Source organism: Arthrobacter sp. NQ7 (genome assembly GCF_029581595.2).
GTDB lineage: Bacteria > Actinomycetota > Actinomycetes > Actinomycetales > Micrococcaceae > Arthrobacter > Arthrobacter phenanthrenivorans_B.
Map to the genome: position 1 here is coordinate 256,239 of NZ_JARFXU020000002.1, position 20,102 is coordinate 276,340.

Annotated in this window: 14 protein-coding genes; 3 read left to right on the top strand and 11 right to left on the bottom strand. The window is 65.0% G+C overall.

Going from position 1 to position 20,102, the window contains the following annotated elements; genetic code table 11:
- Nucleotides 1–21: 21 nt before the first annotated feature.
- Genes PUN71_RS04005 through PUN71_RS04015 form a run of 3 tightly spaced genes read right to left on the bottom strand, consistent with a single transcriptional unit; the run spans nucleotide 22 to nucleotide 6,873 of the window.
- The gene (locus PUN71_RS04005) at nucleotides 22–4,875 is read right to left on the bottom strand and encodes an NAD-glutamate dehydrogenase (RefSeq protein ID WP_277797423.1); all 4,854 of its coding nucleotides are present in this window, start codon (nucleotides 4,873–4,875) and stop codon (nucleotides 22–24) included.
- Between the two features lie 55 nt (nucleotides 4,876–4,930).
- Nucleotides 4,931–6,235, bottom strand: coding sequence for a CpaE/TadZ family protein (locus tag PUN71_RS04010; protein WP_277797424.1), 1,305 nt, complete (start codon nucleotides 6,233–6,235; stop codon nucleotides 4,931–4,933).
- Nucleotides 6,232–6,873: a hypothetical protein gene (locus PUN71_RS04015; protein ID WP_043450700.1), complete on the bottom strand. Its 642-nt coding sequence runs from the start codon at nucleotides 6,871–6,873 to the stop codon at nucleotides 6,232–6,234. The genes PUN71_RS04010 and PUN71_RS04015 overlap by 4 nt, the downstream gene beginning before the upstream one ends.
- Nucleotides 6,874–7,025: 152 nt before the next feature.
- Between PUN71_RS04015 and PUN71_RS04020 the strand changes: the two genes are divergently transcribed.
- Nucleotides 7,026–7,241 carry a helix-turn-helix domain-containing protein gene (locus PUN71_RS04020; protein ID WP_018768505.1) on the top strand — a complete coding sequence of 72 codons (216 nt, stop codon included), beginning with the start codon at nucleotides 7,026–7,028 and terminating at the stop codon, nucleotides 7,239–7,241.
- Here PUN71_RS04020 and PUN71_RS04025 read toward each other — a convergent pair.
- Nucleotides 7,238–7,816, bottom strand: a complete 579-nt coding sequence (locus PUN71_RS04025) for a hypothetical protein (protein WP_277797425.1) — start codon at nucleotides 7,814–7,816, stop codon at nucleotides 7,238–7,240. The two genes, PUN71_RS04020 and PUN71_RS04025, sit on opposite strands and share 4 nt — an antisense overlap.
- A gap of 139 nt (nucleotides 7,817–7,955) precedes the next feature.
- Between PUN71_RS04025 and PUN71_RS04030 the strand changes: the two genes are divergently transcribed.
- The gene (locus PUN71_RS04030) at nucleotides 7,956–8,831 is read left to right on the top strand and encodes a LysM peptidoglycan-binding domain-containing protein (RefSeq protein ID WP_277797426.1); all 876 of its coding nucleotides are present in this window, start codon (nucleotides 7,956–7,958) and stop codon (nucleotides 8,829–8,831) included.
- A 99-nt stretch (nucleotides 8,832–8,930) separates the two neighbouring features.
- Nucleotides 8,931–9,431, top strand: coding sequence for an Rv3235 family protein (locus PUN71_RS04035; RefSeq protein ID WP_277797427.1), 501 nt, complete (start codon nucleotides 8,931–8,933; stop codon nucleotides 9,429–9,431).
- A 95-nt stretch (nucleotides 9,432–9,526) separates the two neighbouring features.
- On the opposite strand, the gene secA is transcribed toward PUN71_RS04035, so the two are convergent.
- From secA to mtrA, 7 genes are all read right to left on the bottom strand, one after another.
- A complete protein-coding gene (secA, locus tag PUN71_RS04040) occupies nucleotides 9,527–12,268 on the bottom strand; it encodes a preprotein translocase subunit SecA (protein ID WP_043450694.1) in 2,742 nt (913 codons plus the stop codon).
- Nucleotides 12,269–12,351: 83 nt separating this feature from the next.
- Complete coding sequence (locus tag PUN71_RS04045; protein WP_277797428.1) at nucleotides 12,352–13,578, bottom strand: winged helix-turn-helix domain-containing protein; 1,227 nt, start codon at nucleotides 13,576–13,578, stop codon at nucleotides 12,352–12,354.
- A gap of 32 nt (nucleotides 13,579–13,610) precedes the next feature.
- The gene (gene hpf, locus PUN71_RS04050; protein WP_043450750.1) at nucleotides 13,611–14,336 is read right to left on the bottom strand and encodes a ribosome hibernation-promoting factor, HPF/YfiA family; all 726 of its coding nucleotides are present in this window, start codon (nucleotides 14,334–14,336) and stop codon (nucleotides 13,611–13,613) included.
- Between the two features lie 190 nt (nucleotides 14,337–14,526).
- Entirely contained in the window at nucleotides 14,527–15,195 is a 669-nt protein-coding gene (locus PUN71_RS04055; RefSeq protein WP_277797429.1) for a ComF family protein, read from the bottom strand.
- Nucleotides 15,196–15,591: 396 nt separating this feature from the next.
- Nucleotides 15,592–17,307 (bottom strand): LpqB family beta-propeller domain-containing protein, encoded by a 1,716-nt coding sequence (locus tag PUN71_RS04060; RefSeq protein ID WP_277797430.1) that lies wholly within the window; start codon nucleotides 17,305–17,307, stop codon nucleotides 15,592–15,594.
- On the bottom strand, nucleotides 17,304–19,076 hold the full coding sequence (gene mtrB / locus PUN71_RS04065; RefSeq protein ID WP_277797523.1) for an MtrAB system histidine kinase MtrB: 1,773 nt from the start codon (nucleotides 19,074–19,076) through the stop codon (nucleotides 17,304–17,306). Before mtrB ends, PUN71_RS04060 begins: the two co-directional genes overlap by 4 nt.
- Nucleotides 19,077–19,227: 151 nt before the next feature.
- Nucleotides 19,228–19,902, bottom strand: coding sequence for an MtrAB system response regulator MtrA (gene mtrA, locus PUN71_RS04070; protein ID WP_018768515.1), 675 nt, complete (start codon nucleotides 19,900–19,902; stop codon nucleotides 19,228–19,230).
- Nucleotides 19,903–20,102: the final 200 nt, after the last annotated feature.

Consider the following 20,102-nt stretch of genomic DNA (forward strand, 5'->3'; position numbering starts at 1 on the left):
TCCATTTGCGACGCCGCACTGCTAGCGCCGGACGATTGACCTCAAGAGCCTCAATGCTACCGACAGTGAGGCCATGTCGTCGGCCTCAAGCGCATTCACTTCGTCGAACATGCTCTTCGCCCGGCCCAACTGCTCGGCGTTCTGCCCTTCCCAATCCTTGAGCCGCGCCTCGGGTGCATCAGTGGCGGACGTGGCGTCCAGCACCGCCGTCGTCATATCCGAGACGGTGGAGTACAGGTCATCCCGCAGCGCCGCGCGGGCCAAGGCCTGCCAGCGGTCCTGCCGCGGCAGGCTGCTGATACGCTCCAGCAGGGAATCCGCATGGAACCGGTTGAAGACGGTGTAGTAGACGGCCGCAATGTCCTCGACGCGATCCTTCCGCGTCCGGGCAATCTTGGCGATATCCAGCAGCACGAAGCTTTCGAACAGCTCAGCCCAGCGCAGCGCGAGGTTCTCGGGAAGGTTCCATTCGCGTCCCTTCTCCAGCCACTCGGCCACCCGCTGCCGGTCATCGCCGCGCAGGTAGTCCAGGAGACGGGCACGCATCGGATCCATGAGCGGCTTGAACTCGCCCACAACGTCCGCGATGGGGCGCGAGACGCTTTCCTGGCTCAACAGCCACCGCACTGCCCGGTCGAGAAGCCGGCGGATGTCCAGATGGACCGTGCTCCAGTGCTCGGTGGGGAAGGAAGCAGGCAGGCTGTTCAGTTCAGCCATCATCGCATCCAGCTCATACACCTCCCGCAGTGCCACGAAAGCCTTCGCCACAGCCACTTCGCTGGCAGATGTCTCCTCCATGACCCGGAAGGCAAACGTGATTCCACCGAGGTTGATCATGTCGTTGGCCACCACGGTGGCGATGATTTCGCGGCGCAGCGGGTGGGTATCCAGCTCAGCGTCAAAGCGTTCACGCAGCTGATGCGGGAAGTAGGAACGCAACGTGTCCTTGAACCAGGGGTCGTCCGCGAGGTCGCTGTCCCGCAGCGCTGAGGCAAGCTCGATCTTGGCGTAGGCGGCCAGCACCGACAGCTCAGGAGAGGTCAGGCCCTGCCCCTGCTGCAGCCGGTCCCGGAGCGCTTCCGTGGTCGGCAGCGCCTCCAGGTCCCGCTTCAGGTCTGCGCTTTTCTCCAGCCAGTCCATGAGCCGTTCATAGCTGGGGCTCCATTCGGCGACCCGCGTCCGGTCGTTCAGCAGCAGGATGTTCTGGTCGATGTTGTCTTCCAGGACCAGGCGGCCCACTTCATCGGTCATTGACGCGAGGAAATCAGCCCGCTCGGCGGCGGGCAGCTTGCCCGCGGCGACCATGCGGTCCACGAAGATCTTGATGTTCACTTCGTGGTCGGAGCAGTCGACGCCGGCCGAGTTGTCGATCGCGTCCGTGTTCAGAATGACCCCCTGAAGGGCGGCTTCAATGCGTCCGCGCTGGGTCATGCCCAGGTTTCCACCTTCGCCCACCACTTTGACCCGCAAGTCCCGGCCGTTGACGCGGATCGCGTCGTTGGCCTTATCGCCTACCGAGGCGTTCGTCTCCGAGCCCGCCTTCACGTACGTTCCGATTCCGCCGTTGTACAGCAGGTCGGCGGGGGCGAGCAGGATGGCGCGCAGGAGCTCGGGCGGGCTCAATTCGGTGGTCTCCGCCGGAAGTCCCAGCGCGGCGCGTACCTGGGGGGACACAGGAATGGACTTGGCCTGGCGGGCAAAGACCCCGCCGCCTTCGCTGATCAGCGACTTGTCATAGTCGTCCCAGGAGGACCTCGGCAGATCGAACAGCCGCTGCCGTTCCACGAATGAGCTTTCCTCGTCCGGGTTGGGGTCCAGGAAGATGTGGCGGTGGTCGAAGGCGGCCAGGAGGCGGATGTGCCGGGACAGCAGCATGCCGTTGCCGAAGACGTCCCCTGACATGTCTCCCACGCCCACCACGGTGAAGGGCTCGGTCTGTGTATCCAGGTCCAGCTCACTGAAGTGCCGCTTGACCGATTCCCAGGCACCCCGGGCGGTAATGCCCATGGCCTTGTGGTCGTACCCTACCGAGCCGCCGGAAGCGAAGGCGTCGCCCAGCCAGAATCCGTACTCCGCGGACAGTCCGTTTGCGATGTCCGAGAACGTCGCGGTTCCCTTGTCCGCCGCGACCACGAGGTACGAGTCGTCATCGTCATGCCTGACGACGTTCGACGGCGGGACAAGCCGCTCGCCGCCGGCTTCAGTGACGAGGTTGTCAGTCAGGTCGAGCAAGCCGCGGATGAAGGTCTTATAGCTTTCAACCCCTTCCGCCATCCAGGCGGCCCGGTCGGTTGATGGGTCCGGGAGCTGCTTGGCGAAGAAGCCGCCCTTTGCCCCGGTGGGGACGATGACAGCATTCTTGACGGTCTGCGCCTTTACGAGGCCCAGGACTTCGGTCCGGAAGTCCTCTCGCCGGTCGGACCAGCGCAGGCCGCCGCGGGCAACCTTCCCGAAGCGGAGGTGGACACCTTCCACCCGCGGGGAGTAGACCCAGATCTCGAACATGGGCCGCGGGAACGGGAGGCCCTCGATCTGCGCCGGATCCAGCTTAAAGCTCAGGTGTGGCTTGTCCTGGTAAAAGTTGGTGCGGAGGGTGGCCTCGATGAGGTTAACGAAGGTGCGCAGGACGCGGTCGGCGTCGAGGGTGGCGACTTTCTCGATCGACACTGCCAGTTCCTGCCGGACGGTCGTCTGGGCTCCACCGCGGCCGGCTTCGCCAACAGCGGGATCAAAGCGGGCGGCAAAGAGTGCTGTCAGCCCCCGGGTCACATCCGGGTTGGCGAGGAGGGTGTCCGCCATGAAGCCGAAGGAGCTGCTGTTGCCCATCTGGCGCATGTACCGGGCATAGGCCCGAAGCACAGTGATCTGGCGCCAGTGCAGCCCTTCGCGCAGGACCAGCCGGTCAAAGCTGTCCGATTCGGCAGCGCCGGTGACCGCCGCGCCGAATGATTCGGCAAGGAGCTCACCCGTGGACACCGGATCCACCCCGGCCGGGTACTTCAGCCCCAGGTCGTAAAGGAAGAAGTCGCGGTGGTCGGCTGTTTCGATTTCGAAGGGGCGTTCGTCGAGGACTTCCAGTCCCAGGTTGTGGAAATAGGGCAGGATCTGGCTCAGGCTCTTGGGCTCCAGCATGTAGAGCTTGACCCTGGCGTCTTCCTCCAGCGTGGCGCCGGCACCCTCGGGAAGGTATACATGGACGCCGGGCCGGTCCTGACGGGCGCCGGTGTTCCGTTCGGCGGCCGCACCGTACTTCTCGAAACGCGAGATATCCTCCAGCGCGTCTTCGACTTCGTAGTCGACCCGGTAGCTTGCAGGGAACGCCTCGGCCCAGATGGCGGCAAGCTGTTTGGCTTCCGCCGGGTCCCGGCCCTCGCGCAGTACTTCCGCGATGCCTTCGCTCCAGGACCGTGCCGCGCGGACCAGCCGCTTTTCCAGCTCGTCGCTGTTGACGTGGCTGACGTCAGCGTCCTTGGGCAGCCGGATGCGGAAGAACAACCGTGCGAGGGCTGATTCGGTCATGCGGGCTTCGTAGTCGATCGACACCGCCTGGAATGTCTCGCGCAGTTCCTGCTCAATGCGGAGCCTGACGTTTGTTGTGTACCGGTCGCGGGGCAGGTAGACCACAGCGGACATGAACCGACCGTAAATGTCCGGCCTCAGGAACAACCGGGTCCGCCGCCGCTCCTGCAGCTTCTGGATACCAAGCGCTGTTGCCGCAAGATCGGGGATTTCGATCTGGAACAACTCGTCACGCGGGTAGGTTTCCAGGATCCCCAGGAGGTCCTTGCCGGAGTGCGAGTCCGGCGGGAAGCCTGCGCTCTGCAGCACGGCGTCGACTTTTTCCCGCACGATGGGAATGTCGCGGACAGAACCGGCGTAGGCGCTGGTGGCGAAGAGCCCGATGAAGCGCCGCTCGCCGTTGACGTTGCCTGCCGCATCGAAACTCTTGACGCCGATGTAGTCCAGGTACGCAGAACGGTGCACTGTGGAACGGGAGTTGGCTTTGGTGATTACGAGGGCGCGCTTTTCCCGCGCCTTTTTGCGGCCGGTGTCGGTGAGGTGCTGGATATGTGGGGAGTCGGCGGCCGCCCGAAGCAGCCCCAGGCCGCTGTCCTCACGCAGTTCCAGGACGTCTTCGCCCTCGACGTTGAGCAGGTCGTATTCGCGGTAGCCGAGGAAGGTGAAGTTTCCGTCGTCAAGCCAGCGCAGCAGATCCTTGGCCTGCCGCAGTTCCGCAATCTGGGCGGAGTTGGCCACCTGGTCCAGGCTTTCGGCGATTTCCAGTGCCTTCTGGCGCATCCTGGGCCAGTCCTCGACGGCCGCCCGGACGTCCTTCAGCACGCGGGTCAGGCCTGCGAGGAGGGATTGCTTGGCGTCGTCGGACACGCGGGAGATTTCGACGGCGATCCAGGACTCCATGTGCGAGGCGTCCTCGCCCTGCGCGATCAGGTGGGAAAGGTTCGGCATTGCCGCGGTATCTCCGCTGGAGATTCCCAGGTGCGCGGGGACCCTGTTGACCTTGACCAGTTCACCGGTTTCCCGGTTCCGGGTAGCCACGAAAAGCGGGTGGACCACCAGTTTGATTGCCGCGTGCTGACGGACGAGTTCGGCATTGACAGAGTCGACGAGGAACGGCATATCGTCGGTGACGACGAAGATGACGCTGCTGTCCTCTTCGTCGATGATCGAGATCTTTGCCTGTCCGGGCTGCCGGACGGCAGCAGCGGCCCGGTGCTGGCTGGCCCGCGCCTCAAGGACATCGCGGGGGTAGCTGCGGGCATCCTCCTCAGCCAGGTGCTGGTAGTAGTCCCCCATGAAGCCTTCAAAGCCTTCAATGGAGAGGGGCTGGTCCTCCACGCTGGATCCAGACGACATCGACAACGCCTCCATATGAGATATTCGCCGCACCTTTGCAGCTCTTATGGCGAGCCTAGTCGTTTGCCCTTCGCCGTGGTGTGGAAGAAAATACAGAGGATTTTGCTTTTCGCTGGCCAGGTGCACAAACCAAACCGCGGATCGCATGTCTCAGGGGCGACTCCGGGGAAGCTTCGAGAAGCAGCGAGCCGCCGAGGAGCGCAGCGTCTGCCGCGGCGGGGTCGTGGGGAATGAAAGCCGCAAGCCCAGCGGCCGGCCCATATCGTTCCCATGCGTCCCGCAGCTGCCGCTCCGGATTCCTGCCCACCGCGGAGGCCCGCACTTTGTTCATGACGACAGTCGGAGACACCTGGGGGACGGCCGCCTCCAGGTCCGCGAGGCCACGAACCATCCGGGGCACACCCACGGGGTCGGCGGCCCCAATGGCATAGACCGTGTCAGCCAGTTCCAGGGGACGCAGGGTCGCCGCATTCCTCCGGGGCGCCATCGTGTCGAAACTGATTTCCTCATCCGCCTCGAGGCAGAAGCCGGTATCCACCACGACCACGTCGACCACCTCACGGGCTCGTTCCAGGACCAGCGACAGGGCGGTGGCCCGCAGCTCGGTCCATCGGTCTGCCCGCGTTATGCCCGTCAACACCCGGAATGTCCCGGATGACGTGGCGACCGTGGCCGCCACCTTACGGAGGGCATCGGCGTCGAGCAGGCCTTGGTCGGCAAGCCTGCACGCCTGTGCCAGGCCGGCTGACTCATCCAGCAAGCCCAGCACGGCCGCGACGCTGGCACCGTACGTGTCGGCGTCGACCAGCAGGACGTCCTGCCCGTCCGCCGCCAGCTCGCCGGCGATGTTTACGGCGATCGTGGTTCGTCCCGGGGACCCTGCTGGACCCCAGACGGCCACAACTCGTCCGCCTCCATGACCCTGCGTATCAGGAGCCGGCTCAACAGGTTCCGTGAGCAGGGCAGCTCCAGTGTCAGAACCTGCGCTGAGGCGTGTTGGACGGGTGCCCCCGGTCAACTGCGCCAAAGCCTCGGCGATCCGGTCGGAAAGCTGGGCGGACTCAACCCCCGTCTGGGCGGAGGCAACACCGATCTTCCGAAGCCTTGCGGCTTCCTCCGCGCTGTCGGTCAACGCAACCACGACAACACCAACTGCCCCAAGGCGGTCTACCAGGGAGGCTGTCAGCCCCTCGGATCCCTCGGCCACCACTGCCGCCCTCGCCAGACCGCTCTGGCACGCTGCGAGCAGTTCGGGTAGTTCCGCACACCTTCGCACCACCGTGACCGGACCATGCAGTCTTTCGAGTCCGCCCACCAGGTCCTCGCGGCTTTGCCCAACGGTGATGACGGGAATACTCACTTGGCTCCGCCCGGATTCCACACAACGGAGATCTTGGCCTCATTGGCCTGGGCACCCAGCAGGGCGGGCATCTGCCTGTCATCCACCAGGACCATCAACACCGTGCTCTTTGAGGATCCAAGTGCAGTCGACCCGCTGGTGACCTCGGCGATTTCAGCGCCGGGGAGAAGGAGTCTGGGTTCATTGAACCCGTTCTTTGCGTCCGGCTGCGCGACCCAGACGTCGACGCGGGCGCCCGCAACTGCCTGCGACGGCAGCGTCTGCTCAATGTTGAGGGCGACGGGTTTCCGGTCCAGCCCGTCAACCTCACCGAGGCTTGCGCGTGGAACCAGCTGGTCCTTGGCGATCCTTTGCAGGGCCACGACGCCCTCTGGCAGGCCCGACTCCACCGTGATGTAGTGCTGTTCGGTGTCGCCAAGCCGGACTTTGGCCCGGACGACGTTTTCCGGCGTCAGACGTTCTCCGACCGCAATTCCGTCCCGCGCCGCATACACCTCCGTGGTGCGGTCTGCGCTGTCGACGAGGTAGATGACTCCAGCGACGGACACCAGGACCAGGAGAACACCCAAAAGCAGCCGTGGATCCCGCCACGATGGCCGCTTAAGCCGCGCTGCAGTGGCATTTGCTTCTGGAACCATACCGCTCTCCCCCCAGGCATACCGGACCTCCACCCGGCGGCCGGTTTCCTCATTGTTGCCGCAAGAGTCCGGGAACAAAAGTCATTTTCTTATATGCCGCCAAACTGTGGATAACAGCAACAAAATATGCCACATGATGGCAAAATAGATGCATGCCAAGGTTCCTCACCCTCGCGGATGTCGCGGAGCAGCTCCAGATCAATTCCCCTGCCGCTTACGCCTTGGTCCGCAGCGGCGAACTCAAGGCCATCCAGGTGGGCGGGCGCGGTCAATGGCGCGTTGAGGAGAAGATGCTGGAGCAGTACATCGAGGAACGCTACGCCGAGGCCAGCCGCATGATCCAGGAATCGCGCTCCAAGTCGGTCTAGCCCGCCTGCGGGGCGCCGGAGTTGTTCGACCTGACCATTGCCACCACGGAGAACGGGATGGCTGATACCTGTCCCACGCTGCCGCTTCGTCGCGCCTCGCCCGGCACAACGGCGGCCAGGTCAAGGTAGTCGCTCCCGACCCGGTCGATGACTCCGGCCAGCCGCGTCATTCCAGCCCCACCCCCGATCGTCACCACCAGCTCGGAACGGTCCCGCGCCAGGCTCCGCAGGGAGTGGGCAAAGCCGAGTGACCGGCGGACCCGCGAGTTCTCTGCCCGCGTATGCCTGCCCAGCCCCGTATAGCGCGCTGCGGCCCAATAGGGAATCAGGACCTGGTGCCGGCCCGCGTCCAGCACCAGCGCATCCGCTCCCGCGTGCACCAGTTCCCCCTGTATCGAATCACCGCAGAGCAAGTGGACGCCGATCCTGCACCCGATCGTTGCCCGGAGCCGGTCTTCAAGCGGCAGGCCCACCATCTCGGCCCGCGCCCGATCATTGACCTCCGTCTCCAGGGCCAGTCGATCGGCCTCCGCCAACTGGCTTTCCATGTCATTGAACAGTGCATCCCAGCGCATCCCGTCAGCGTAGGGACCCTCTGTCCCCCGGTCAACGCTTCGGAATTTTTTCTCTCCAACGTATGGACAAACGTCGCATCACAGGATCAGACTAAGCAAACAACATCAAACTGCATCAAAACGTATCTAAGGAGGGGAAATGGTACATTCCGTCGGCGGGAAATGGTCCGATGCGTCCATGGCCCTGGCAGTCCTGGCACTTGGCCTCCTGCTTTGCCTCCTCGGGGCGGGCCTGCTGGCAGAGTGGCAGGAATCATCCGCACGTCATCACGAGGCGTCCGCCGGCGTCCTCCTGGCAGCAGCTTCAGCAGCTGCAGGCCTTGGCCTGCTGCTGTGGTGGACAATTTCGATCCTGGGCGCCGCGGCAGCCGTCCTGCTGGAGCATCTGGGGAAGCGCAGCGCCGCCGCGGCCGCGCGCAAGTTCTCCCCCGGCTTCATGCAGCGGGCAGTGATTGCAGGCCTGTCCCTTCAACTCGTAACGGGCGTCGCAGCACATGCTGCACCGGCTCCACCTAGCCCAGAATGGACGCCCACCCAGGTGCAGTCATCCTCGCCGACGGCCCCTGCGAAAAGCCCGGAAATGGCACAGCACGGCGGATACGGCATGTCCGCTGGCACCAGTGGCCGGCCACAGTTCGTCCCGGAATGGAAACCATCAGCCGGCGGGGAGGAACTGCGACTGGAAGGAACAGGGTCCGGCCGACAACAGGCCTCCACGCTTGACCCGGGATGGCAGCCTGCTCCCCCGGTGGTGGAACCGGGCCTGCTGGCCGCGCCCCAGACCAGGACTGTCCCGGGTAGCGGCGGCACCGGCGGTGGCGGCGCAGGGGAAGTGGCAGTTCTCGCCGGCGACACGCTGTGGGACATCGTGGCGCAGTACCTGGGCCCGGACGCGTCGGATGTGGATATCGCCCTCGAATGGCCGCGATGGTACGCCGCCAACCGTGCGCAGATCGGTGGAAATCCCGACGTCCTGCTGCCCGGCCAGGTCCTCCAGGCGCCCGCAGCTCCCTAGCCGCTCAGGACGCCCACCCGTCAACCCACAGCATGCCCAACAACCAGGCAGACCAAGCGCCAGCCGGCTCCACGCAGCCAACCAACCAAGGGGAACACCATGACCGCAGTGACACCTGCCCGGGCCGTCCAGGGGCTGGCCACCGACACCAAAAACGGCAGGAGGAGCATCGGAAGCAGCAGAACTGTCGCAACGAAGCCGGCTGGACAAGCGGCCGGGACCAACCCGGCGCCGCTGCGGCCTGTCAGTGAGGCAGCGGAAGTCAGGGCGATTACGCGCGGCACGGTCCAGGCCTCAATGGAGGTCCTGGCTGGAATTCGGCCTATCCACCAGTTGGCGCGACGCCTGGACCCGCGATGCCTGGCAGCGCTGCAGCACCGGGCAGCACTTATCAGGCGCGAACTTACCAGGACCGGCAATCCTGCTTTGGCCCGGCTCCACCGGAATTCGACAGTCCGCTCCGTGCGCGTGTGCGAAGTGACTGACGGAATCTACGAAGCCAGCGCCGTCGTGGTGGATGACGTCCGCGCCCGTGCCGTTGCTGTCCGGCTTGAGCGCAGCAAGCAGGTCTGGCGGATCGTCGAGCTCGTTATCGGTTGAGCAGTTGAAAGAGCGCCCGGTCCAAGGAAGCACACAGGGCGGGGACGATGCCGTCCCCGCCCTGTTTACTCTTGCCGATGCTGCCGGCGGACCTGCTAGCGCTTCTTCTTCTTGCCGGTCCGCTTCGCTGCGTCCTGGGCGGCCGCCTTGGCTGGGTTTCCTGAACGGCCGGCTCCCTGGCGGGTTTCCACCCGGGTCTGGGTTCCACCGCTCTCGCTGGGGGCGGTGTACTGAAGCTGTGCCGGCTTCTCCGGCGCTTCCAGACCGGCGGCGTGAACCTGAGGATCGACATGCTCGGTGTGTCCGCCGGACGCGTCCTGGACCACCACGTCCTGGGCAGGAGTCACTTCCACTTCAAGGTTGAAGAGGAACCCGACGCTCTCCTCGCGGATGGCCTCCATCATGCTCTGGAACATGGCGAAGCCTTCACGCTGGTACTCCACCAGCGGATCGCGCTGTGCCATGGCGCGCAGCCCGATGCCTTCCTTGAGGTAATCCATTTCGTAGAGGTGTTCCTGCCATTTGCGGCCGATGACCGAAAGCACCACCCGGCGCTCCAGTTCGCGCATGCTCTCGGAGCCGATGGCTTCCTCACGGGCCTGGTACACCAGGCGCGCATCGGAGAGGATCTCTTCCTTGAGCATCTCCACCGTTACCCGGGACTTTCCGCCGGCCTCTTCGATGATCTCTTCAGCCGTCAGGCTGACCGGGTAAAGCGTCTTCAGGTTCGCCCACAGCTGGTGGAAGTCCCAGTCGTCGCCGTTGCCTTCTGCGGTTGCGGCGTCGATGAGGGCGGTGATGGTGTCCTCCACGAAGAACTGCACCTTTTCATGCAGGTCATCGCCCTCCAGGATGCGGCGGCGGTCGCTGTAGATGGCTTCGCGCTGGCGGTTGAGGACGTCGTCGTACTTCAGGACGTTCTTCCGCTGCTCTGCGTTGCGGCCTTCCACCTGTCCCTGGGCGGAGGCGATGGCGCGGGAAACGAGCTTGGACTCAAGCGCGACGTCGTCCGGGACAGAACTGTTCATCAAACGTTCAGCAGCACCGGAATTGAAGAGCCGCATGAGGTCATCGGTCAGGGAAAGGTAGAACCGGGATTCGCCGGGGTCGCCCTGACGGCCGGAACGGCCGCGGAGCTGGTTGTCGATGCGGCGGGATTCGTGCCGCTCGGTGCCCAGCACATAGAGGCCTCCCAGGTCCAGGACCTCCTCGTGTTCATCCTTCACGGACTGCTTGGCTGCTTCGAAGGCGGCCGGCCAGGCTGCCTCGTACTCTTCGGAGTTTTCCTCCGGGTCCAGGCCGCGCTTGGCCAGTTCTGCCACGGCGGTGAACTCAGCATTGCCGCCCAGCATGATGTCGGTGCCGCGGCCGGCCATGTTGGTCGCCACAGTGACCGCGCCCTTCCGGCCTGCCTGGGCGACGATCGCAGCTTCCCGGGCATGGTTCTTGGCGTTCAGGACCTCGTGGCGGATGCCCTCCTTCGCGAGGAGCTTGGAGAGGTACTCACTCTTCTCCACGCTGGTGGTGCCCACGAGGACCGGCTGGCCCTTTTCGTGCCGTTCGGCGATATCCCGCACCACGGCGTCGAATTTCACAACCTCGTTCTTGAACACGAGGTCCGGCTGGTCGATCCGCTGCATGTCCCGGTTCGTGGGGATGGCCACCACCCCAAGCTTGTACGTGCTCATGAATTCGGCCGCCTCAGTCTCGGCGGTACCGGTCATGCCGGAAAGCTTGCTGTACATGCGGAAGTAGTTCTGGAGCGTCACGGTAGCCAGGGTCTGGTTCTCCGCTTTGATCTCGACGCCTTCTTTGGCCTCGATCGCCTGGTGCATGCCCTCGTTGTAGCGCCGGCCGGCCAGGATGCGGCCCGTGTGCTCATCGACGATCAGTACTTCGCCGTCCAGGATGACGTAGTCCTTGTCCCGCTTGAACAGTTCCTTGGCCTTGATGGCGTTGTTAAGGAACCCAATCAGGGGGGTGTTCGCCGACTCGTAAAGGTTGGAGATGCCCAGGTAGTCCTCGACCTTTTCGATCCCGGTCTCCAGGACGCCGACCGTGCGTTTCTTCTCGTCGACTTCGTAGTCTTTGCCTGCTTCCAGGCGCAGGACAACCTTGGCGAATTCGCTGTACCAGCGGTTGGTGTCCCCCTGCGCCGGGCCGGAGATGATGAGCGGCGTCCGGGCTTCGTCGATGAGGATGGAGTCCACTTCGTCGACGATGGCGAAGTTGTGGCCGCGCTGGACCAGTTCGCTCCGGTCCCAGGCCATGTTGTCGCGCAGGTAGTCGAACCCGAATTCGTTGTTGGTGCCGTAGGTGATGTCGGCGGCGTACTGCTGGCGGCGTACGGACGGATCCTGGTTGGCGAGGATGACGCCGCTGGTCAGGCCGAGGAAGCGGTAAACCCTGCCCATGAGTTCGGACTGGTATTCGGCAAGGTAGTCATTGACCGTGACAACGTGGACGCCCTTGCCGGTCAAGGCATTGAGGTAGGCGGGAGCAGTCGCCACCAGGGTCTTGCCCTCACCGGTTTTCATTTCGGCGATATTGCCCAGGTGCAGGGCGGCGCCGCCCATCAGCTGGACGTCGAAGTGGCGCAGCCCCAGGGTCCGGGATGAGGCCTCACGGACGGCGGCAAAGGCCTCTGGAAGCAGGTCGTCCAGCTTCTCGCCGTCCCGGTGGCGTTCGCGGAGGCGGTCCGTCTCCTCGCGGAGCTCAGCGTCGGTAAAGGTCTTGAATGAGTCTTCGAGGGCATTGATGGAATCGGCATAGTTCCGCAGTTGCCGGAGTGTCTTCTTGTCACCCGTACGGAGGATTTTTTCGATAAGTGATGCCACGTGAAGTTGCTCCCAGTTTGATGCCGCCGAATTCTGGCGTGTTCAGTCTACGGGAGAGACACCTTGGCGGTGCCCCTTTTCCCTCAGAGCGATACGCCCTGGAGCCGCAGGAGTTCCTTGGCCAGCCCCGCGGACAGGTCCCCTGCGGATCCCACCTGCACGTCGTGCAGGCCAAGCCACTGCGCCATCAAGGCCACCTCTGCAGCGAGTTCGACGGCGGTGTCCCCCGGCGCGTCCGGCTCGGCAAAAGCCGATCTGACCAACAGCCGGCCGCCAGTCCGGTCCGCTTTGAGGTCCACCCTGGCCACGATGCGGTCACGCAGCAGGAATGGCAAGACGTAATAGCCGTAGCGGCGTTTGGCTTCCGGCGTGTAGATCTCGATGCGGTAATGGAAGCCGAACAGTTCCAGCAGCCGCCGGCGCTCAAAGACCAGGGAATCGAACGGGCTAACGAGCGCACGGCCAGTGGCCTGCCGCGGCAAGGCTGATTCAACATGCCGGAAGACAGGCCGACCCCAGCCCGTGACGTTGACCGGTTCCAGCCTGCCTTGCCCCACCAGGTGCTCAACAGCTTCTGCGGTGGCCTTGACAGGCGTCCGGAAGTAGTCGGCGAAGCAGCGGACGGTTCCGATGCCGTGGGCCTGCGCAGCAGCATCGGTCAGCCGCCGAAGCGCAGTAGCCGGGTCCACGTCCGGCGCCGGGACAGGGGCGGACGGGAGGACTTTGGACGTCAGTGTGTACCTGCGTTCAAACTGCCCGGTCCGTGAAGCCGCCGACACGAGGCCCGCCTCGAAAAGGTGCTCCAGAACCCGCTTGACAGCGTTCCAGTTCCACCCCCAATTCTCCGCACGCTTTTCCTCGACGTGCCCGATGCGCCTGGTCAGTTCAGAGGCCGTCATGGGCCTGGAGCGGGCAAGGACCTCCAGGATCTTGCCCTCCACGTCCCTGCGCAGCGCTGGGTCCAGCCGGGACGCCCCCACCCAGGACCGCTTCTGCCACAACAGGAGGTCCTGGTAGTGCTCCGGCCGGATGTAGCTTGCCTCGTGCGCCCAGTATTCGAGCATGCGGCGGGGGTGGCTGCCGGCCATGCGCTGCAGGATGTCCCGGTCGTAGTTTCCAAGCCGCGAATAGAAGGGCAGGAAGTGGCTGCGGACCAGGACATTCACTGAATCGATCTGGACGAGCTGCAGACGGGCAAAAGTCCGGCCCACCGCCCGTGCTGACACGGGGCCGGTGGGCCGTCCTTTGTGGAGTCCCTGCGCTGCCAGTGCGATCCGCCGTGCCTGGTCGAGGCTCAGCGTTGCTGACAAGTCAGTCCTCTCTGGTGGTGCTGAAGTCCACCCTAAGCGTTGGCGGGGGCGTCGTCCGAACGGTAGGCCAGGACCTTTTCCTCGATGACGGTGTCCCCGGGCTCGCATTCGTGGTCGAGGGTGATCACCCCATACGTCCAGCCGCGGCGGCGGTACACGACGGAGGGCGTGTTGGTCGCTTTGTCCACGAAGAGATAGAAGTCGTGGCCGACGAGCTCCATGTTGTCCACGGCGTCGTCGAGGGAAAGGGAGGCCGCGGGGAAGACCTTGCGGCGGATCAGGACCGGGGAATTACCGGCGGGGATGTCGTTCTCGACATCGTAAGGGGATGTGTCTTTGGTGGCCTGTGCAGCTTCGTCCCGGTGGTTTGCTTCAAGGTACAGCGGCTCGTGGGCGCTGGCGGGCTCAAGCGACGCGGTTGCTTCGCGGACGGCCTTGGGAGTGTGCCGGCCGTGGTGGACCTTCTTGCGGTCCTTGGCCCGGCGGAGCCGCTCAAGCAGTTTGTTGTAGGCGAGGTCAAAGGCGGCAAATTTGTCTGCGGCGCTGGCTTCGGCACGAATCACGGGCCCGCGGCCCAGGACTGTCACTTCGACGGTCAGCTGGTCGCCGGTTTGCCGGGCATTGGTCTCCTTGGAGACTTTCGCGTCGACCCTCTGGACCTTGTCGCCCAGTGATTCGATCTTTGCGATTTTTTCCCCGGCATATTCGCGGAACCGGTCTGAAACAGTCAGATTTCGTCCGCTGATCATAAACTCCATGGTGCCCTCCAAATGACTTCGGTGACACGACGGCGGCGCTTCCTTGGGCCGGGCTGGCTTGACAGTCGAGCCCCTCTCCGAGCCGCCATCGAAAGGTACATTCTGTTCTTGGTACCCACCACCGACGTTAGTTCATAGCCACCCGTTATTCATCCTTTCCCGGTTTATTTTTTTCTAAGTCATGCGCTGTTTACACCGGCCCGGCGGGCGCTGGTGCCGGGTCCTGCGCGTCCGGCGGGCGTGTCGCGGCAAGAACGACGGCGCCCCTCACCCGGGCCCCGGCGTGATGGAGTGCGCGGGCTGCTTCACCGAGGGTGGAACCCGTGGTGAGGACATCGTCGACAATGAGGACGGGCCGTCCTGCGACCTCTGGGCGCGAGCCTCGCCTGGTCCGCATGGACCCCCTGACCCGTTGTGCGCGGGCTCCCCTCCCCAGGCCCTTTTGCCCCGCCGACGTCCGCTGCCGGGCTTGGCCGCTGTTCACTCCGGCGGACAGCCGGCCCCGTCCCGGTGCCCTGTCCAGGACATCCGCAACGTCGAGGCCCGGAAGCTGCCGTGACGCCTCCTTGAGGAGGAGATGGACGGGACTGAACCCCCGCTTTAGATACCCGCCGGTACTGGTGGGTACCGGGACCAGCAGCAATCCGTGGTCGCCCTGGGCGGCGGCCCTGAGGGCGCCGGCCAGGGCCCCGCCAAGCCACCTGCGGATTTGGTACTGGCCGTGCCGCTTGAAGGACAACAGTGCCTGGGCAAGCTCGTCCCGGTAGACACCGGCGGCCACCACGGGCAGCAGGGGCGTACCGGTGACGTCCATCAAGGCAGGGGCGCCGGCCTCCGCGCGGAAGGGCCGGCGGGTCAAGTGCCGGACTCTGCCGGCGCAGGACGGACACAGGGTGCGGTCTTCCGCGCCGCAGCACACACAGTCAACGGGAACCGCCAGCGCCAGGAAATCTCCTGCCGCATCTGCCAGCCAATCGAGAAGCCGAAGGAGGGCAGCTTGGTGTTCGCCCCGGTGCAGTGCCGCGCGGAGTGGGGGCGGCCGCAGGTCGGGGTCCAGTTCCCGGGTACGCAGGGCAGTCCGCGGAGGCTTTTGCGAAGGCTTTCCTGGACATGTTCCGCGGAGTGCGCTGTTCATGGTTCCACTGTGCCCGCTGGCGTCCTGCATTCCGCAGTCCCGGCGGCCCTATGTGGAAAGGGCCGCGTTGACACATCCCCCGGGTCGTGCACCCGCCGCTGGGGTGCGCCTGCCGTGGCGTCAGCCGGGGAATGCCGGGTCGACTGGACCTTTGATCTGTGGGGACCAGCCGTTGCCGAGCCGCTGGAAGATCCCCTCCCCTGACTGGACGTAGATATCATCGGCACCATTGCCGGCGCTGATGGACACCAGGCCCGGCCACGGAGCCAGCTGCTGGGGCTGTCCGGAGGTGAGGGACAGCAGCTCGGGCGTGACATTGGAACCGGGCGCGCCCTTCATGACGGCGAGGGTGGTTCCGTTCACCCAGACGCCCTGGTCCGGATCGCCGTCGGCCACCAGGGTGATGGGCGCGGTCAGTTCACGGGGCGTGCCGTCGCCCGCGCGGATGACGCCGCTGACCTGCACCTTGGTTTTTCCGTTCTGCTCGGAGATGACCAGGGCACGCACGCCGTCGCGCGAGATCCGCAGTTCCTTCACGGCGCGGCCCGCAAGCCAGGGGGGTGCAAGGGTAACGGACGGGACCGTTCCGCCTTCCGCCACCCCGGTGGGGCGGAACGCCACGACTTCGGTGGCCCCGGTGGCCCCCGGCCCCGCCGTCCATACCCAGTCGTTGACGCTGAAGGAGGGCCGGCTGAGGGTACTACGGGTGGTCAGGGCACGGGCAGGCTGGCCCGGAGTGATGCTGTACAAGGTGGTGCGGCCGTCGTTGAGGAAGGCAGCTGTCTGGGAGACTGGCGACTCCGCCGGGTAGCGGGGATTGAGCGCGGACACCGGCTGCATGTCCGGCAGGGGCGAGACGCGGTTGTTTTCGTAGCGCACCAATTCGTTGCCGCTCACGGCGATCTGGCGCGACGGAACAGTCTTGTCGAGCACCGGAGGCAGGACGGACCCGTTGTCCTCCACCCGGACCAGGTCCTGGTTGGCACGCAGCTCGACATTGACCACGTCCGGCTGGCTCCGGAAGGTCAGGGTCAGCTGCATCTGCATCCGAAGGCGGTCCTCCGCCGACGTTTCGGTCAGCTCCTTGGCCGACAGGTCCACCTGCGCGGCGCCGGACACCACAGGAACGGATTCGCGGGCAAGCTTGATCCCTGAAGGGAAGGCGCTGGCGACGGCGCCGCGCAGGTAGGGCGCGGGTCCGGCCAGCAGGGCGCTGGTCATGGCTTTGACGGTCTTGTTCTTCAGGAACCAGCGGACGTCAGGGATGGCGTAGGTAAAGGTGGGGTCGTAGAAGTAGATCGGGTAGGCCCCGTAAATCACCTTGAACGTTTCCTCCGCGATGGCAGTTCCGTCAGGGATTCCGGAGATCCGCCACTCGCCGTCCACCTGGGTCACCGTCACGGGGATGCGTTCCACGGTGCCCGGCGGTGACTGGGTGGCGATGCCGTCTGCGTCCACCGTGTAGGAGACATCCAGTTCGTAGTTGAAGACGTTTTCGTTGCCGGTGGGCACAACCCGCGCTTCCCGGTACACCAGTGCGCGTTTATCCGGTTTCCAGGAGACAGCCGAAGCCTGCGTCAAGTACTGGCGGGCAACCGCGTAGTCGTCCTCGTACCCGCTGCCGGCCCGGTAGAAGTAGTCAATGATGGTCTCGGGCGACGCCCCGGGCTGTGGTGCTGCCGGAAGGAACACGGGTGCACTCACGTTGCCGGCGCTGCTTTCGCTGCTCTTTCCCACCGGCCCGGACGTGGGAATCCGGGCACACCCTGCCAGGAGGACGATCAGCAGGGCAAGCAGTGCAGCCGGAAATTGGGTCCGGCGGTTTACAGGCCTCATGGTGTCTCCCCGGAATCACGGGGCGGGACGGGCCGGGCCGCACCCGTCTGCAGCACCAGCATGTTCTTGTAGTCCTGTTCCCCGGGGACGCTTCCCGGTGCGCCTGGATTGGTGACGTCCTTGGGTTCGAGCTGGACGGGAGATTCCGTGATCACACCGTCCTGACGCAGGGGAAGGGTCAGGCGGAAGTTGGCGCCGTCGCCCTTCCTGCCCCAGGCCTGCAGCCAGCCGTGGTGGAGCTTGGTGTCCTCCATGGCGATGGAGAGCCCCAGGCCACTGCCTCCGGTGGTGCGTGCGCGGGCGGGGTCGGCGCGCCAGAACCGGTCGAAAACCCGGGCAGCCTGGGCCGGGTCCATTCCGATGCCGTGGTCCCGCACGGCGACACCCACGGCCGTCTCGTTTGCCGCCACCGTCACGGTCACCGGCTTGCCTTCACCGTGCTCCACGGCGTTCAGTATCAGGTTCCTCAGGATCCGGTCGATCCGCCGGGCGTCCATGTCCACCACCAGGGCACCCTGGGGAGGCGTGAAGATAATCTCCGAGCCGTATTCGGCGGCTACCGGCGCGGCGCCTTCGATGACGTGGGCGATCACCTGGAGGAGGTCTTCCGGTTCGGCGTCGAGAACGGCCACGCCGGCATCGAAGCGGCTGATTTCAAGCAGGTCCGACAAAAGGGACTGGAAGCGCTCCACCTGGTTGTAGAGCAGCTCAGCAGACCGTTTATTGATGGGGTCGAAGTCGTCGCGGGCGTCATAGAGCACCTCCGCCGCCATGCGCACGGTGGTGAGGGGCGTCCGCAGTTCATGGGAGACGTCGGAGACAAAGCGCTGCTGCATCTGGGAAAGGGTGGCCAGCTGGGTAATCTGCTCCTGCAGGCTGGCGGCCATGTGATTGAAGGATGCTCCGAGCCGGGCGACTTCGTCCTCTCCCTTGACCACCATTCGTTCCTGCAACTGGCCGGCGGCCAGTTTCTCGGAGACCATCGCCGCGTGGCTGACCGGGCTGACCACGTTGCGGGTGACGTACCAGGCGACGGCGCCGATCAGGAGGACCAGGACCGCGCCGCCGGCCCAGAGCACGCTTTGGATCTCATTGAGCGTCTGTTGAGCGGTGTTCAGATCGTAGATCAGATAGAGCTCATAGACGGTGCCGTTGAAGGTCACCTTGTTGCCGACGGCGATTCCGGGCCGGTCCTCGGTGCCCACGGGAATCACGGTGGATGCCCAGTACTGGTCCTTGCCCGACTCCTGCACGGCCTTACGCAGGTCCGGGGGGATGACACTGACGGTCAGCTGGTCGGAGGCGCGGGACTCCACCCAGCGGTTCCGGGGTTTGGTTTGGTTGGGCATGGCCTCAAAGACGTAGCGCCTCTGGATCACGGAGCCGCGGCCTTCCACAGCGCTGAGGGTGTCTGACACCAGGGTGATAACGCTGGACTGGTCGGTGACCTGGGCGCCGTCGAACGTATCCTGCACTTGCTTGACGTTGTACCGGGTCTCCGATTCGGCCTGGGTCAGCCGCTCCTGGAACAGGTTGTTGGCAATCTGGTTGGACAGGTATGCGCCCACCACGGCAAACGAGGTCACGGCCAGCAACAGGGTGGTGAGGACGGTCCGGAACTGAAGGGAGCGCCGCCAGCGCTTCTGCAGGGCACGGCCGAGGTATTTCAGTCCGGGCAGGAAACGGCTGACGCCGGTCCGGACCAGCCTGGCGACGCGCAGTGCCACGATCAGGGCGCGCCGCTGCCAGATGCGTGCCCGGAATGCCACATGCCGAAGGCCCGGAGCCGGGGCGGTGTCCGGACCGGCTCCGTTGTCCCCGGAATCGTTGTTGCCGCTTCCGTCCTGCTTTGCTCCGGCGTCGTCGGGCAGGATGGGCGTGGTGCCGCGCAGGTCCGGTTCCCCGTCCTGCGCGGCGGGGTCAGACCCCTGCTTTATAGCCGACACCACGCACCGTCAATACAACTTCCGGGGCTTCCGGGTCCTGCTCGATCTTGGACCGCAGTCGCTGGACATGGACGTTGACCAGCCGGGTGTCAGCGGCGTGCCGGTAGCCCCAGACCTGTTCCAGCAGCAGCTCCCGCGTGAAGACCTGCCAGGGCTTCCGGGCCAGCGCGACCAGGAGGTCGAATTCCAGCGGCGTCAGGGAAATCCGCTCATTACCCCTGCTGACCGTGTGGCCGGCGACGTCGATGGTGATGTCGGCAATCCGGAGGGTTTCGGGGGCCTTCTGGTCACCGGGACGAAGCCGCGCCCGGACGCGGGCCACCAGCTCGGCAGGCTTGAAGGGTTTCGGCACATAGTCGTCGGCACCGGATTCCAGGCCGCGGACGACGTCGGAGGTGTCCGATTTGGCGGTCAGCATGACAATGGGAACGTCGGATTCCCCGCGGATCTGGCGGCACACTTCGATGCCATCCATACCTGGAAGCATGAGGTCGAGCAGGACCAGGTCCGGCCGCGATGACCGGAAAACGTCGAGGGCCTGGGCGCCGTCGGCGCAGAAGACCGGCTCGAAGCCGTCATTACGGAGGACAATCCCAATCATCTCGGCCAGCGCTTCATCATCGTCTACCACCAGAATGCGTGCCTTCATAGCTATATATTCCCTTATCGGGATGCGTTTGTCCTGTTGAGCGGCCCCCGGCATGGCGGGACACTAGGCCGTCCGGCAACGGAACTATAGTCTTGGGCTCATGCTCCGCGTTGCCGCTGCACCCCTATGGCGGGTGGCCCGCGGGGCAGGCGGACTGGTATTGGGGAGGAATCAGTGTCACCAGAGGAGCCGGGGCCCGA

Coding starts and splice junctions, on each gene's coding strand:
- mtrA (WP_018768515.1), bottom strand. CDS start 19,902: ATGAAGGCACGCATTCTGGTGGTAGACGATGATGAAGCGCTGGCCGAG.
- PUN71_RS04015 (WP_043450700.1), bottom strand. CDS start 6,873: ATGGTTCCAGAAGCAAATGCCACTGCAGCGCGGCTTAAGCGGCCATCG.
- PUN71_RS04035 (WP_277797427.1), top strand. CDS start 8,931: ATGACCGCAGTGACACCTGCCCGGGCCGTCCAGGGGCTGGCCACCGAC.
- PUN71_RS04030 (WP_277797426.1), top strand. CDS start 7,956: ATGGTACATTCCGTCGGCGGGAAATGGTCCGATGCGTCCATGGCCCTG.
- PUN71_RS04005 (WP_277797423.1), bottom strand. CDS start 4,875: ATGTCGTCTGGATCCAGCGTGGAGGACCAGCCCCTCTCCATTGAAGGC.
- PUN71_RS04025 (WP_277797425.1), bottom strand. CDS start 7,816: ATGCGCTGGGATGCACTGTTCAATGACATGGAAAGCCAGTTGGCGGAG.
- hpf (WP_043450750.1), bottom strand. CDS start 14,336: ATGGAGTTTATGATCAGCGGACGAAATCTGACTGTTTCAGACCGGTTC.
- PUN71_RS04020 (WP_018768505.1), top strand. CDS start 7,026: ATGCCAAGGTTCCTCACCCTCGCGGATGTCGCGGAGCAGCTCCAGATC.
- PUN71_RS04060 (WP_277797430.1), bottom strand. CDS start 17,307: ATGAGGCCTGTAAACCGCCGGACCCAATTTCCGGCTGCACTGCTTGCC.